Annotated in this window: 13 protein-coding genes; 6 read left to right on the forward strand and 7 right to left on the reverse strand. The window is 76.8% G+C overall.

From position 1 onward, the window contains the following. Positions 1-28: 28 nt before the first annotated feature. Both ACI79W_RS13980 and ACI79W_RS13985 read left to right on the forward strand, forming a co-directional pair. A complete protein-coding gene (locus ACI79W_RS13980; protein ID WP_456562689.1) occupies positions 29-727 on the forward strand; it encodes a CDP-alcohol phosphatidyltransferase family protein in 699 nt (232 codons plus the stop codon). A gap of 140 nt (positions 728-867) precedes the next feature. Continuing rightward, complete coding sequence (locus tag ACI79W_RS13985; RefSeq protein WP_456562690.1) at positions 868-1,845, forward strand: carbohydrate kinase family protein; 978 nt, start codon at positions 868-870, stop codon at positions 1,843-1,845. A 12-nt stretch (positions 1,846-1,857) separates the two neighbouring features. Here the strand turns inward: ACI79W_RS13985 and ACI79W_RS13990 are convergent, their stop codons facing one another. From ACI79W_RS13990 to ACI79W_RS14015, 6 genes are read right to left on the reverse strand one after another with little or no spacing between them, the layout of a single operon-like run. After that, positions 1,858-2,532 carry a flavin reductase family protein gene (locus ACI79W_RS13990; RefSeq protein ID WP_456562691.1) on the reverse strand — a complete coding sequence of 225 codons (675 nt, stop codon included), beginning with the start codon at positions 2,530-2,532 and terminating at the stop codon, positions 1,858-1,860. Further along, on the reverse strand, positions 2,529-3,668 hold the full coding sequence (locus ACI79W_RS13995; protein WP_456562692.1) for a glycosyltransferase: 1,140 nt from the start codon (positions 3,666-3,668) through the stop codon (positions 2,529-2,531). Before ACI79W_RS13995 ends, ACI79W_RS13990 begins: the two co-directional genes overlap by 4 nt. Continuing rightward, positions 3,665-4,474 (reverse strand): carotenoid biosynthesis protein, encoded by an 810-nt coding sequence (locus ACI79W_RS14000; RefSeq protein ID WP_456562693.1) that lies wholly within the window; start codon positions 4,472-4,474, stop codon positions 3,665-3,667. Before ACI79W_RS14000 ends, ACI79W_RS13995 begins: the two co-directional genes overlap by 4 nt. Beyond that, a complete protein-coding gene (locus ACI79W_RS14005; protein WP_456562694.1) occupies positions 4,471-6,135 on the reverse strand; it encodes a phytoene desaturase family protein in 1,665 nt (554 codons plus the stop codon). Before ACI79W_RS14005 ends, ACI79W_RS14000 begins: the two co-directional genes overlap by 4 nt. Beyond that, entirely contained in the window at positions 6,132-6,725 is a 594-nt protein-coding gene (locus ACI79W_RS14010) for a GNAT family N-acetyltransferase (RefSeq protein WP_456562695.1), read from the reverse strand. Before ACI79W_RS14010 ends, ACI79W_RS14005 begins: the two co-directional genes overlap by 4 nt. Then, on the reverse strand, positions 6,722-7,288 hold the full coding sequence (locus ACI79W_RS14015; RefSeq protein WP_456562696.1) for a YbaK/EbsC family protein: 567 nt from the start codon (positions 7,286-7,288) through the stop codon (positions 6,722-6,724). The genes ACI79W_RS14010 and ACI79W_RS14015 overlap by 4 nt, the downstream gene beginning before the upstream one ends. Positions 7,289-7,430: 142 nt before the next feature. Between ACI79W_RS14015 and ACI79W_RS14020 the strand changes: the two genes are divergently transcribed. The 4 genes from ACI79W_RS14020 to ACI79W_RS14035 all read left to right on the forward strand — a co-directional run bounded on the left by ACI79W_RS14020 (position 7,431) and on the right by ACI79W_RS14035 (position 12,836). Beyond that, on the forward strand, positions 7,431-8,102 hold the full coding sequence (locus ACI79W_RS14020; protein ID WP_456562697.1) for a hypothetical protein: 672 nt from the start codon (positions 7,431-7,433) through the stop codon (positions 8,100-8,102). A gap of 134 nt (positions 8,103-8,236) precedes the next feature. Further along, positions 8,237-8,560, forward strand: a complete 324-nt coding sequence (locus ACI79W_RS14025) for a DUF6504 family protein (RefSeq protein ID WP_456562698.1) — start codon at positions 8,237-8,239, stop codon at positions 8,558-8,560. Beyond that, positions 8,560-9,051 carry an SAV_6107 family HEPN domain-containing protein gene (locus tag ACI79W_RS14030; RefSeq protein WP_456562699.1) on the forward strand — a complete coding sequence of 164 codons (492 nt, stop codon included), beginning with the start codon at positions 8,560-8,562 and terminating at the stop codon, positions 9,049-9,051. Before ACI79W_RS14025 ends, ACI79W_RS14030 begins: the two co-directional genes overlap by 1 nt. Next, positions 9,048-12,836: a DNA polymerase III subunit alpha gene (locus ACI79W_RS14035; RefSeq protein ID WP_456562700.1), complete on the forward strand. Its 3,789-nt coding sequence runs from the start codon at positions 9,048-9,050 to the stop codon at positions 12,834-12,836. Before ACI79W_RS14030 ends, ACI79W_RS14035 begins: the two co-directional genes overlap by 4 nt. A gap of 299 nt (positions 12,837-13,135) precedes the next feature. On the opposite strand, the gene ACI79W_RS14040 is transcribed toward ACI79W_RS14035, so the two are convergent. Further along, a complete protein-coding gene (locus ACI79W_RS14040) occupies positions 13,136-13,330 on the reverse strand; it encodes a hypothetical protein (RefSeq protein WP_456562701.1) in 195 nt (64 codons plus the stop codon). Positions 13,331-13,361: the final 31 nt, after the last annotated feature.

Below are 13,361 nucleotides of genomic sequence, written 5' to 3' on the forward strand. Positions count from 1 at the left end.
GACGGCGCCGGTCGCGGGAGGGGGCGCCGTGCTGAGCCGGGAGGAGTACCTCGAGGCCTGGTCGCGCTGGCACGGCGACGCCGACACGTCGGCACCGCTCGTGCGGGCCTGGCTGACCATCGCCCACGCGCTCGCCCGTCCGCTGGCGGCGCTGCCCCCGGTCGTCGCCACCGCCGCCGGTGCGGTCGTCGCGGCCGCGGCCGTGCCCCCGGCCGCCGCGGGCGGCGCCTGGCTGGTCCTTGCCGGGGTGCTGGTGGGGCTCTCCGGCCTGCTCGACAGCCTCGACGGCGCGCTGGCCATCGGCACCGGGCGGGCCTCGCAGCGCGGGTTCGTCCTCGACTCGGTGGTGGACCGGCTCACCGAGGTCGCCTATGCGGCGGCGCTGTGGGTGGCCGGCGCGCCGGGCTGGCTGGCCGTCGCGTTCGGCGCGTTCTGCTGGCTGCCCGACTACCTGCGCGCCCGGGCCGGGCAGGCCGGCGTGCACCGGACCGGCCCCATCTCGCTGTGGGAGCGCCCGACCCGGGTGGCGATGGCCGGGCTGACCCTCGGCGGGGCGGGCGTGGTCAGCGGCCTGGAGGTCGCGGGGGTCGACGGCGCCACCCTCGCGGTCACCGCAGGTGCCGCCGCCGGGCTCCTGCTCGGCGTCGTCGGCACGGCGCAGCTGGGTCGCTGGCTCGGGGCCGAGCTGGCCGGGCCCGGCCAGGGCGACCGCCCGCCGTCGGGCTGACCCGCCGCTCCGACGGCGGCGCCGGCACGGTGCCCCTAGGGTGTGCGGTGCCCGATCCCCGCCGTTCCTCTCCCGTTCCCCGCCCGGTCCCCCCCGCGGCGCAGCGGCCCGAGGCAGCCCGACCCGGAGGAGCGCCTCCCGTGCCCGTCGTCGTCACCGGTTCCATCGCCACCGACCACCTGATGACCTTCCCCGGCCGGTTCACCGAGCAGTTCGTCGAGGGGCAGATGGAGAACGTCTCGCTCTCCTTCCTCGTCGACGACCTCGTCCAGCACCGCGGGGGCGCGGGGGCGAACATGGCGTACGGGCTGGGCCTGCTCGGCCTGACCCCCGTGCTCGTGGGGGCGGTGGGCAGCGACTTCGCCGACTACGAGGCCTGGTTGTCGCGCCACGGCGTGGACACCGCGAGCGTGCACTGGTCGGAGCTCAAGCACACCGCCCGCTTCGTGTGCACCACCGACGAGGCCAACAACCAGATCGCGTCGTTCTACTCGGGCGCGATGGCCGAGGCCGCGCGGATCGAGCTGGCGCCGGTCGTCGAGCGGGTCGGCGGCCCCGACCTCGTCGTCATCGGACCCAACGACCCGACCGCCATGGTGCGGCACACGCAGGAGTGCCGGCAGCGGGGCTACCCCTTCGCCGCCGACCCCAGCCAGCAGCTGGCCTGGGCCGACGGCGAGATGATCCGCGAGCTGGTGCACGGCGCGGAGGTGCTGTTCACCAACGAGTACGAGTCGGCGCTGCTGCTGCAGAAGACCGGGTGGACGGCCGACGAGGTGCTCGCCCGGGTCGGCACCTGGGTGACCACCCGCGCCGCCGACGGCGTCCTGGTGCGGCGGGAGGGCGAGGAGCCGCTGTCGGTGATCGCGGTGCCCGAGACCAAGCCGGTGGAGCCCACCGGCGGGGGCGACGCGCTGCGCGCCGGGTTCATCGCCGGCCGCACCTGGGGCCTCGGGCTGGAGCGGGCCACGCAGCTGGGCTCCGCCGTCGCGACCGCCGCGGTCGAGGTGATCGGCACCCAGGAGTACGACCTCCCGCGGCAGAGCTTCCTGGAGCGGTTCGCCGAGGCGTTCGGCGCCGAGGCCGCCGACGAGGTCGCCGCCCACCTGCCGGGCTGACCGCCGCCGGGATCAGGTTCCCTGATCGTCGCGGCGGCGCAGCGCCTGCCCGATCGACGGGTCCTCGGCCCACGTGCGGTGCGGGATCCGGGCGATCTCGCGCACCTCGCCGATCGTCGACCACTCGTTGCCGCCGAGCCGCGCCAGCGGCCGGAGGTGCTCGATCCGCGGCCGCCCGTCCCGCACGGCGTCGGCCCACACGCTGATGTGCTGCACCCGGCCGAGGACGACGGTGCTGTCGCCGAGGCGCAGGGTGGCGTGCAGGACGCACTCGATGGAGACCGGCGACTCCGCCACGCGCATCGCCCCCACCGTGTCCGCCGGCTCCAGCCGCACCCCGGCCTGCTCCGCCTCGCTGGTGTGCGGCGGGAAGTCGGTCGCGGTGGCGTTGACCTGCTCGAACAGCGGCTCCGGGGTGAGGTTCACGGTGAACTCGCCGGTGGCCTCCACGTTGCGCAGGGAGTCCTTCCGCCCCACGGAGGTGAACTGCACGACCGGCGGGTCGACGCAGGCGACGGTGTAGAAGGAGTGCGGCGCCAGGTTGTGCACCCCGTCGGCGGAGCGGCTGCACACCCACGCGATCGGGCGGGGGACGACGACGCTGTTGAGCACCCGGTAGAAGGCGCCGGGGTCCATCGCGGCCGGGTCGAAGGAGGTGCGCGGGCGCTGCTGCTCGGCGGAGGTCACCGGCCCATCGTCTCCGACGCCGCCGGCCGGGTCGCGTCGACGGGTCGGCCGCGCCACCGCAGCGTGCCGCGCCGCCGCTCCCGCACCGAGCGGAGCACCAGGGCGTCCAGGGCCAGCACCGACACCGGGTGGGCCAGCGCGTCGGGCCAGGCCCGCCCGCCGCTGACCCGCGCGCTGGCCACCCGGCCGGCCACCCCGGCCAGGTAGCCCACCAGCCCGGCGCGCGACCCGCGGACGGCGGCCAGCGGCGGGATGACGTAGACGGCGGTGAGCGCGGCCGCGGCGGCGAGCGCACCGGCCGGGGTCCCGCCCACCGAGGCCCACAGCGACTTCGCGTAGCCGTCGCGGACCGCGGCCCAGCCCTCGTACATGCGGCAGGCGGCGAGGCGGGAACCGTCGATCGGCACGCCCCGGCCGCCGGCGCGCTTGACCGCCCGGAGCAGGGCGATGTCCTCCAGCACCTCACCCCGTACCGCCGCGTGGCCGCCCGCGCGCGCGTACGCGCCGCGGCGCACCACGAGGAACTGGCCGTTCGCGGCGGCCAGCGAGGGGCGGGGCGAACGCTCGGCCAGCCGGAGCGGCAGCGTCGTCGTCCACAGCCACGGGGCCAGCGGCTGCACGAGGCGCTCGGCGGCGCCCACCGCGAGCGGCCGCGGCCACGGGGAGACGAGGTCCAGCCGGTGCTCGTCGAGCACCGCGACGGCGGCCGCGACCGCGTCAGGGAAGAGGCGGACGTCGGCGTCGACGAACACCAGCACCTCGGCCGCGGCTTCGGCCGCGGCGGCCCCCACGGCGCAGGCGTGCGGCTTGCCCAGCCACCCGGCCGGGAGCGGCGGTGCGGTGACCAGCCGCACCCGCGGGTCGGCCACGGCCCGGACGGCGTCGGCGGTGCCGTCGGTGGAGCCGTCGTCGACCACGACGACGCGGAGCCGCGCCAGCCCCCGCTGGTCCAGCAGCGCCTCCAGGCAGCCGGCGACCTGGTCGGCCTCGTCGCGCACCGGCAGCACCACCGTGACCGGGCGGGTCACCGGGGGCGGGTCGGCCGGCGGGCGGCGCAGCAGCGCGGCGTTCACCGCGGCGTGCACGGCGCCGGCGACCGAGGCGCCCGCCAGCGCGCGCAGCAGGCGCCCGCTCACCGTCGTCCCGCGCGCCGGTGCTGCACCGCGAGGACGGCCAGCACCGCCGCCCCCAGGCCCGCGCCCCAGGCCGCCGACCCGGGCAGGTCCAGCCAGCCCGCGTGGGCCAGCGCGCCGCCGAGGGTCATCCACGCCAGCGCGAGGAGCGGGGCGCCCGGCCCGGTGCGCGGTGGCCGGGCGGTGCGCTCGACCAGCAGGTCCAGCAGCGTCATGAGCACCAGCCCGGCCAGCAGCCAGCCGGCCAGGTTGGTCAGCGGCACGGTGTCGATGCCCGGCAGGCCGGGGCTCGGGTCGGCCCACGTCCAGTAGCCGGCCTGGACCAGTTGCGGGTCGAGGACGACGTCCCACGCCGCGAACACGGCAGCGGCCCAGGCGATGCGCGCCGGCCGCCGGCGGGACGCGCGCACCGGCCGCGCCAGCACCTCGCCGAGCAGCCAGCTCGGCCAGGCCATCATCAGCCACGCCAGCGGTACCAGGAACGGCACGCCGAGCAGGGTGGGGCCGAGGACGTCGCTGTACGTCCACGTGCCGTAGGGGTAGCCGGTGGCCAGCCCCACGGACTCGAACACCACCGAGGTGAGCACCACGAGCACGAGCACCCCGGCACCGGTCCGTGCGCCGCGGCTGAGGCCTGCGTGCGCGACCGACAGGGCGGAGCCGATCAGCACGATCGCCCACGAGACGGCGTCGCGGGAGGACCCCGACGCCAGCGGGTAGGCGATCGCCGTCGCGACCAGCGCCGCCACCAGGGCCCAGGGAACGACGCGGACGGCGGCGGGTGCGGGCGCCGGCGCGGTCGTCGTCATCGGCGTCCCCGGCCACGCACGCCCTGCAGCACCCGGCCGGCGACCGCCCGGGCGCGGGGGAGCGCGCGGCGGTCGGCGAGCACCGTGCGCGCCGCCGTCCGCCCGGAGTTGCCCGAGACGCCACCGCCGGGGTGGGTGGAGGCGCCGGCCAGGTAGAGCCCGCCCAGCCCCGGCACGCGGTAGCCCGACAGCCCCGGGGTGGGGCGGAGGGCGAACATGCTGGCCAGCCCCATCTCCACGTGCATGACGTTGCCACGGGGCAGCGACAGCTCCCGCTCGAGCGCCAGCGGGGTCTGCACGTAGGTCTCCCGGACCGAGTCCGCGAAGCCGGGGGCGTAGCGGTCGACGGCGGCCACCAGGCGGCGGGCCTCGGCGTCGGCCAGCGCGTCCCAGTCGCCACCGTCGGCCAGCGCGTACGGGTACCACTGACCCCAGACGGTGACCACGTGCCGCCCGGGCGGGGCCAGCGTCTCGTCGCTGGCGGAGAACGACATCGCCAGCGGCACCGGCTCGCGGGGCAGCCGCCCGGCGCCCCAGTCGCCGTGCGCGGCGGCGAGCTGGGCGCGGTCGGTGCACAGCAGCTGCAGGCCCTGGAGCGCCTCCGGGCCGGCGCCGGGGTAGGACGGCGGAGCGTCGGTCAGCGCCCGCACGACCAGCCCGAAACCGTTGCCCACGGGCGGCGCGGCGTCGGCGAGCACGGGCGGTGCGGCGTCCCCGGCCAGCTCCCGGGTGACCCCGATGTGGCAGGCGGCCACCACCGCGGGCGCCCGCACGACCCGGCCGGACCGGGTCTCGACGCCGGCGACCCGGCCGTCCTCCACCAGCAGCTGCGCGGCGCCGTCGCCGAGCACCACCCGGCCGCCGTCGTGCTCCAGCCGCCGGCGCAGGGCCTGCGTCAGGCCGCCGGAGCCGCCGACCGGGTGGCCCGGCGGGACGTCGTGCAGCAGTGCCACCCAGCCGACCATCGCGGCGGTGCCGGGCTCGGACATCGGCGGGCCGGACTGCGCGCCGAACCAGGCCAGCGCGGCCTTGAGCCGCTCGCTGGTGAACCACCTGTCCAGCAGCGCATCGCCGGAGCCCAGGAAGTCGGCGGCCAGCTCGCCGCCCGGGGTGCGCGGCCGCCCCTCGGCGGGCGCGCCCAGCGGCCAGAACGAGCGGAGCAGCCCGCCGGCCGACGGCGCCCTGCCGAACGACGCGACGACGGCGCGGCTGCGCGGCCCCCACACCTCGACGAACCGGCGGTAGGCGGCGGCGTCGTCCGGCCCGCAGGCGGCCTCGATGGAGGCGCAGGTGGCGTCGAGGTCGACGGAGAGGACGAGCGGCCGGCCGTCGGGGCCCGGGTCGCCGGGGGAGGGGGCGGGCGCGAAACCCCAGGGGTCGCAGTCGATGTAGCGGAGGCCGTGCTCGGCCAGCCCGAGCTCCTCGACGATGCCGCTGTGCCGGACGATCACGTGGGCGCTGGAGCCGCGGTCCACCCGCACCCCGGGCCAGCGCTCCACGGTGGAGACCGCCCCGCCCAGGACGTCGTCGGACTCGACGACCACCACGGACAGGCCCTCCCGGGCGAGGTAGCAGGCCGCCACGAGGCCGTTGTGCCCGGCGCCGACGACGACGACGTCCACGGGGTCGGGGGGAACGGGGCGGGAGGGGGAGGTGGTCACGACCGGGGGTTCGCCGCGGACGGGTCGTGCGGATGCAGCGGCAGCCGGGCGCCCAGGATCGCGAAGGGCCGGGAGTCGCCCGGGAAGTGGTAGCCGCGGGCCAGGTCGACGAAGCCGTCGGCGCGGTACAGCCGGAAGGCCTTGGTGTCGGCGTCCGGCGTGGAGAGCAGCGCGACCGGGTGCGGCAGCCCCTCGACGAGGGCGTGCAGCAGCTGCCGGCCCAGCCCCTGGCTCTGGGCGTCGGGGTGGACATGCAGCTCGCACACCTCGAAGGCGCCCGGCAGCCACTTCTTCGCCGTGCGGCGATCCAGCGCGGCGCGCACCTGGTCGTGCCACCACTGCCCCGGGGCGATCAGGTAGCCGTAGCCGAAACCGACCAGCCGTTCGCCCTCGGGGGTGCGGGCGAAGGCGCCCACCGCGCGGAACCCGGGGCGCTCGGTGTGCTGGACGGCGTAGCCGTACCGGCCGGCGACGATGCCCGAGTCGTAGCCCATGGCCAGCCCGTAGATGGCCAGCACCTCGTGCATGTGCTCGCGCATCCAGGGGGCGGGCAGCTCGAGGATCCGGGTGGCGGGGCGGGTGCCCGTCACGGGGCGACCGCCCCGGCGGTGTCCGGCGGGGGCGCGTCGGGCAGCGGGTCCCCGCCGACCGTGGTGCCGGTGCCGTCGACCAGGCCCCCGCCGACCTCGGCCGCGGTGCCGGCGGTGATGCGGAGCAGCTCGTCGTAGCTGGTGGGGAACACGGCGGCGGGGTGCCCCGCTGCGGCCCACAGCCGGTCGTAGCGGGCGAGCTCCACGTCCACCAGGGTGCCCAGGGGAGCGGGGTGCCCGACCGGGGCGACGCCGCCGATGGGCTGGCCGGTGTGCTCGCGGACGACCTCCGGCGGCGCGGGGACCAGGGAGCCGACGCCGAGCAGCGCGGCGACCTGGAGGACGTCGACGCGGTGCGCGCCGCTGGTGAGGACGAGCAGGGGCGCGCCGTCGGCGAGGAAGACCAGGCTGTTGACGATCGCGCCGACCGGGACGCCCAGCGCCTCGGCGGCAGCGGCCGCGGTGCGGACCTCCGCGGGGAGGGTGCGCACCTCACCCTCCGCGCCGGCCGCGGCGAGGGCCCGGGCGACGGCGGCCACCCGGGGGTGCTGGGGTGGGCTCATGCGTCGATCCTGCCACCGCCCGGGGGTGCGCGCGCCCGGCGGTGCACGTCAGCCGGGTGCGTCCGCCGGACCGGCCGGTCCGCGCAGCCCTCGGGAGGTCTGACCAGCGACAGCTGTCGTACCCCCGGCCTGGCGTGCAGCCATGGAGGGCGACGGCTCGTGCCCGCCCGGCGACGGCGTGCCGATGCCGCTGCGCCCCGGTGAGGTGGTGCCGCCGGCGTCGGACGAGTTCGAGCTGGTGTGCGACACCTGGTCGGCCGCCGCGCACATGGCCCGGGAGCACGCCCGGCAGGCGGCCGCGATCGCCGAGCTGGCACGCCGTCGGTCGGTGGAGCGGGATGCCGCCACGGCCCCCGCGGCAGGCCGGGGCCGGTACCGAGCGGCGCGGCCGGCTGCGCTCGCCGACGTCTCCGACGACTTCGTGTCCGAGCTGGCGACGATCCGCAACTGCTCGGAGGCCGAGGTCGGCCGCCTGGCCGCCGAGTTGATCCTGCTCACCACGACGCTCGCCGCCACGTGGGCGGAGATGTCCGCCGGACGGCTGAGCATCCGCAAGGTGCGGATCCTGCTCGACCTGCTGGGCGACGCCTCCGACGCCGTCGCCGCCGCCCACCGGGGGCTGTCCGGGAGGGCGCTCGCGTCCCGGTCGAGGCAGTACCTCCTGTCCCGGGCGAGGCGGTACCTCCTCCCGGGCGTGGCGGAACTGCGAGGCGAGAGGCCTGGGCGGGGCGTGCGTCCGGCTGCCCCGGTCCCGTGCGGCACACGGCTCCCGGGCGGTGCGCCGGGTGGCCGGACACGCCGCGCTCCGGCTTGACGAGGGGGGTGAGCTCCGGTCTACTGGGATCCGTTCGAACGAATGTTCGAACGATGTTCGGCCCGTCCTTCCCGGCTCTCTTCCCCGCCGGTGGGGTGGCGGGCGTGCGCGGGGCGAGGCGTGGGGAGGCTGTCATGGGTCGGGTGCTCGGTGAGGTCGTCGGTCGGGCCGGCGAGGAGGTGCAGGTCGAGCGCGGCCCGCTGGGCCCGGTGCAGTTCTGGCGTGGGCAGTCCCGGTACGTCGTGGGCGAGCTGCTCGACTCGTGGGTGGAGACGGCGCCGTGGTGGCTCCGGGACGCCGAGGCGGGCGGCGCGTCGGACGACCTGGTCGCGCCCCGCCAGGTCTGGCGTGTGGAGGCGGTGCGGGCCGGGCGGTCGCGCATGAGCTTCGCCGGCGTCTACGACCTGACGTGGGACGCCTCCGGCAACCGCTGGTGGCTCGTCCGGGTGCACGACTGATGGGCGCCGCACGCGCCGTGCCGGCCGGCCAGCTGCCGCTGCCCCCCGCGCTGCCCGCCGCGGCGGCCGGGCTGCTCCGCCAGGCCCACCGCGGCCTGGCGGAGGCGATCGCGGCCACCGATCCGCGGGAGCGGTACGCCACCGCCCACCTGGCTGCCCTCCGCGCCGCCGCCGCGGTGCTCGCCGCGCGCACCCGCCCCGAGGGCGGCCGCCGGCGGCCGCGCAGCGCCTGGGTCCTGCTCGGGGACGTCGCGCCCGAGCTGGGGGAGTGGGCCACCTTCTTCGCCGCCGGTGCGGCCAAGCGCGCCGCGGCGGAGGCGGGGCTGTCCCGGGCGGTCACCGAGCGGGAGGCCGACGACCTGGTCCGCGACGTGCGGGGCTTCCTCGCCGTGGTCGAGGCCGGGCTGGGCGTCGACGCGCTGCCCGAGCCGCCCCGCTACCCGCGGCCGCACGTGGTCGGCGGGTCCTCGTCCCGGTCCTCCCGGCGGTGAGCGACCCCTTCGTCCACCTGCACGTCGCGTCCGGTTACTCCATGCGGTACGGGGCCAACCACCCGGCCGACCTGGTGGCGCGGGCGGCCGAGCACGGCATGCCGGCCCTGGCCCTGACCGATCGGGACGGGCTCTACGGCGCGGTCAAGTTCGCGTTGGCCTGCCGGTCGGCCGGGGTGCGGCCGATCTTCGGGGTCGACCTGGCGGTGGCGCCGGCGCTGGGCACGAGCGTGCCACCGGCGCTCGCGCACGTGCTGGGGGAGGACCCGGCCACGGCCCGGCCCCCGCGGGCGCGGGCCGCGACGCCTCCACGCCGGTCGCCGGCCCGCGGTGGGGTGAGCGTCGACCCGCGGCTGCCCCGGGTCACCTTCCTCGCGCGCGACGGTGCCGGCTGGCGCTCGCTGTGCCGGCTCACCAGCGCCACCCACCTGCGCGGCACCCGCGGGGAGCCGGTGAGCTCGCTGGCGATCGCCGCCGAGCACGCCACCGGGCTGGTCCCCCTGCTCGGTCCCGGCTCCCCGGTGGGCCGGGCCCTCCTCGCCGGCCGGGCCGACCTGGCCGTCCAGCAGCTGGACGCCTGGCGCGCGGTCTTCGGCCCGGGGCTGGCGCTGGAGGTGGTGCACCACCGCGGCCGGGGTGACCGGCAGCGCGCGCAGGCCCTGCTCCGGTTCGCCGCCGAGCAGCAGGTGCCGGTGGTCCTGAGCAACGCGGTCCGCTACGTCGACGCCCTCGACGCCCCGACCGCCGACGTGCTGGACGCCGCCCGGCGGCTGGTCCCGCTGGGCGCCCGGCACGTCGACCGAACCACGGCCGAGGGCTACCTGAAATCGGGCAAGGAGATGGCCGAGGTCGCCGAGGACCTCACCGGCCCCGACCGGGACGCCGCCCTGCGGCTGCTCGAGCGCACCGCCCGGCTGGCCGAGCAGTGCGCCGTCGACCCGGCCGGCGACCTGGGCATCGGCAGCGTCCGGTACCCCGAGCTCGACGTGGTCACCACCCCGGCCGAGCGGGGCATGGGCCCGGCGCAGGTGCTGCGCGCCCGGTGCGAGGCCGGGCTGGGGCGGCGGGGCATGGCGCCCACGGCACGGGTGCGCCAGCGGCTGGAGGAAGAGCTGGCGGTCATCGACTCCCTCGGCTACCCGTCCTACTTCCTCACCGTCGCGGACGTGGTCGACCTCATCAAGAGCTTGAGGGTCCGGGCGGCGGCGCGCGGATCGGGCGCCGGCAGCCTGGTCACCTACCTGCTGGGCATCTCCGACGTCGACCCGCTGCGCTACGGGTTGCTGATGGAGCGGTTCCTCTCGCCGTTGCGCCACCAGCTGCCCGACATCGACATCGACGTGGAGTCCGCACGCCGGATGGAGGTCTACGACGCGGTCATCGACCGCTTCGGCGCCGACCGGGTCAGCTGCATCTCGATGATGGACACCTACCGGGTGCGCCACGCGATCCGCGACGTCGGGGCCGCGCTGGGCCTGCCGCCGGCGGAGATCGACGCCGTCGCCAAGGCGTTCCCGCACATCCGGGCCAACCAGGTGCACGCGGCGCTGCGCGACCTGCCCGAGCTGCGGGCCAGCCGGTACGGCTCGCGGCGGGCCGGCGGCACCGGCGACCTCGACCTGCTGTTCGACCTCGTGTCCCGGCTCGACGGGCTGCCCCGGCACATCGCGCTGCACCCGTGCGGGGTGCTGCTCTCCGATGCCACCCTGCTGGACCGCACGCCGGTGGAGAGCAGCTACCTCGGCTACCCGATGAGCCAGTTCGACAAGGACGACGTCGAGGAGCTGGGGCTGCTCAAGCTGGACCTGCTCGGCATCCGGATGCAGTCGGCGATCGCGCACGCCCTCGACGAGATCGAACGGGTCGACGACGAGGCGGTGGACATCGACGCGATCCCGCGGGACGACCCGACGACGTTCGAGCTGATCCGGAGCACCCGCACCCTCGGCATGTTCCAGATCGAGTCACCGGGGCAGCGCGAGCTGGTCGGAAAGTTCGGGCCGCGGACGTTCGAGGACATCATCATCGACATCTCGCTGTTCCGGCCCGGGCCGGTGAAGAGCGACATGGTCACCCCGTTCCTCATGGCCCGGAACGGCTGGCGCGACGCCGAGTACCCCCATCCCGACCTGGAGTTCGCCCTCGCCGAGACCGCCGGGGTGGTGGTCTTCCACGAGCAGGTGCTGCAGGTGGTGTCCCGGATGGCCGGCTGCACGCTGGCCGAGGCCGATGAGGTGCGCCGGGCGCTGGGAGAGAAGGACGCCCATCCCGAGGTGCGGGCGTGGTTCGTGCCGCGGGCGCTGGACGCCGGCTACCCGGTGGAGGTCGCCGAGCGGGTGTGGGAGGTGCTGGCGGCCTTCGGCTCGTTCGGCTTCTGCAAGGCGCACGCGGCGGCGTTCGCGCTGCCCACCTACCAGTCGGCGTGGCTGAAGACCCACCACCCGGCGGCGTTCCTGGCCGGGGTGCTCACCCACGACCCCGGCATGTACCCGAAGCGGCTGATCCTCGACGACGCGCGCAACTTCGGCATCCGGGTGCTCGGGCTCGACGTCAACGCCTCGACCGGCAGCTACCGGGTCGAACGGCTCGACGGCGAGGTGGACGACGTCGCCGGCGAGGACTCTGTAGTTGAGGTGGAGGTCGAGGGTTCCGGCTGGCGGCGCCCGGAGTGGATGCCCGCGGCGATGCCCGATCCCGCGCGGTACGGCATCCGGCTGTCGCTGGCCGACGTGAAGGGCATCTCCGATGACGAGGTGGCGCGGGTGGTCGCCGGGCAGCCCTACCGGTCGCTGAGCGATTTCTGGGCGCGCGCGTCGGTGTCCCGCCCGGTGGTCGAGCGGCTGGTGCTGGCCGGCGGGTTCGACTCGCTCTACGGGTTCGGGATGCGCGACCGGGAGGCCGGCCGGCCCACCCGCCGGCGCCACCAGGTGACCCGGCGCGACCTGCTGCTGCAGATCAGCGAGCTCGACCGGTGGAGCCGCAGCGGCGCCCGGGCGACCTCCGACGGGCAGCTCAGCCTGGACCTCATGGGGCTGGAGCTGCCCGAGGAGCTCACCGGCGAGTCAGCCGGGGAGCCGGCCGGCCCGGAGTGGGCCGAGGGCAGCGGGCTGCCCGAGTTCACCGACGCGGAACTGGTGCGGGCGGAGCTGGAGGTGCTCGGGCTGGACGCCAGCCGGCACGTCGTCGACTTCTACCGGCCGTTCCTGTCCGCGCTCGGCGCGGTGCCGGCCGGGGAGCTCCTCGGCTGCCGCAGCGGCAGCGAGGTGCTGGTCGCCGGGGTCAAGGTGGCCACCCAGACCCCGCCGATCCGGTCCGGGCGCCGGGTGGTGTTCGTGACCCTCGACGACGGCACCGGCTGCACCGACTCGACCTTCTTCGAGGACGCGCAGGGCCCCTACGCGGCGACGGTCTTCCACTCGTGGCTGCTGGTCATCCGCGGGGTGCTGCGCCGGACCGGACCGCGCGGTGTGTCGCTGCGGGCCACCGGGGCGTGGGAGCTCCCGGCGCTGCACGAGGCGTGGGAGGCCGACGGGCTGGACGGCGTCCGGGAGCTGATGGCTGCGCCGGGGGAGTACACCGAGCAGGCGATCGCCGGGGCCGCCGCCTCGCACGGTTCCCGGCCGGTGGTCGTGCGGCCGGTCCTCGTCCACCCGACCGGCTTCCGGATGTCGCCCTACGCCGACATCAAGCCCGCCGGCGACGAGACCAAGGTCGCGGCCCGCCGCGCCGCCGCCGGGCCGCCGCGGAAGCTCTGGCACTCCAGCCCCGGCAGTTCCGGCCACTGAGGCAGGGCCCTCTTGCCCCACCGCTCGCAGGTCCGCGGTGGGCCCGAAGGGCCCGGCGAGCGGGAGGACCGCGATGCCGATGTCGGAGGGGTACCGCTGCCCGCGCGGCAGCGCCTCCGACACGTGCCACATCCGGATCGGTCGCTCGGTCCGCGCCACGGCGACCTGCACCGGCAGCACGGCCACCGCCGCACCGAGGAGCACCAGACCCGCACCGAGGACGGTCGTCACGGCCAGGAGGCCGGCGGCCCCCACCCCACCGGGGACCGGACCACCCGGGGCTCCGCCGGCGTCCCGGCTCAGCCGTTGCCGCCCTCGGGCTCGGTGGCCTCGTCCACCTCCTGCTCGACCTCGTCCACGCCCTCCTGGATGTTCTGCTCCACGCCGTCGTCGACGACGTCGTCACCGCAGGCGGCCGTCGTGAGGGCGGCCGCGGCGAGGGCGAACGCGGCTGCGGTCCGGCGGAGCGTACGAGGGCGGGTGGAGCGGGCCATGGGATCTCCTCGTGGTAGGCGACGTCGACCT

This window comes from Blastococcus sp. SYSU DS0533, assembly GCF_054050775.1.

Coding starts and splice junctions, on each gene's coding strand:
- ACI79W_RS14025 (WP_456562698.1), top strand. CDS start 8,237: ATGGGTCGGGTGCTCGGTGAGGTCGTCGGTCGGGCCGGCGAGGAGGTG.
- ACI79W_RS14000 (WP_456562693.1), bottom strand. CDS start 4,474: ATGACGACGACCGCGCCGGCGCCCGCACCCGCCGCCGTCCGCGTCGTT.
- ACI79W_RS14030 (WP_456562699.1), top strand. CDS start 8,560: ATGGGCGCCGCACGCGCCGTGCCGGCCGGCCAGCTGCCGCTGCCCCCC.
- ACI79W_RS14020 (WP_456562697.1), top strand. CDS start 7,431: ATGGAGGGCGACGGCTCGTGCCCGCCCGGCGACGGCGTGCCGATGCCG.
- ACI79W_RS14015 (WP_456562696.1), bottom strand. CDS start 7,288: ATGAGCCCACCCCAGCACCCCCGGGTGGCCGCCGTCGCCCGGGCCCTC.
- ACI79W_RS14040 (WP_456562701.1), bottom strand. CDS start 13,330: ATGGCCCGCTCCACCCGCCCTCGTACGCTCCGCCGGACCGCAGCCGCG.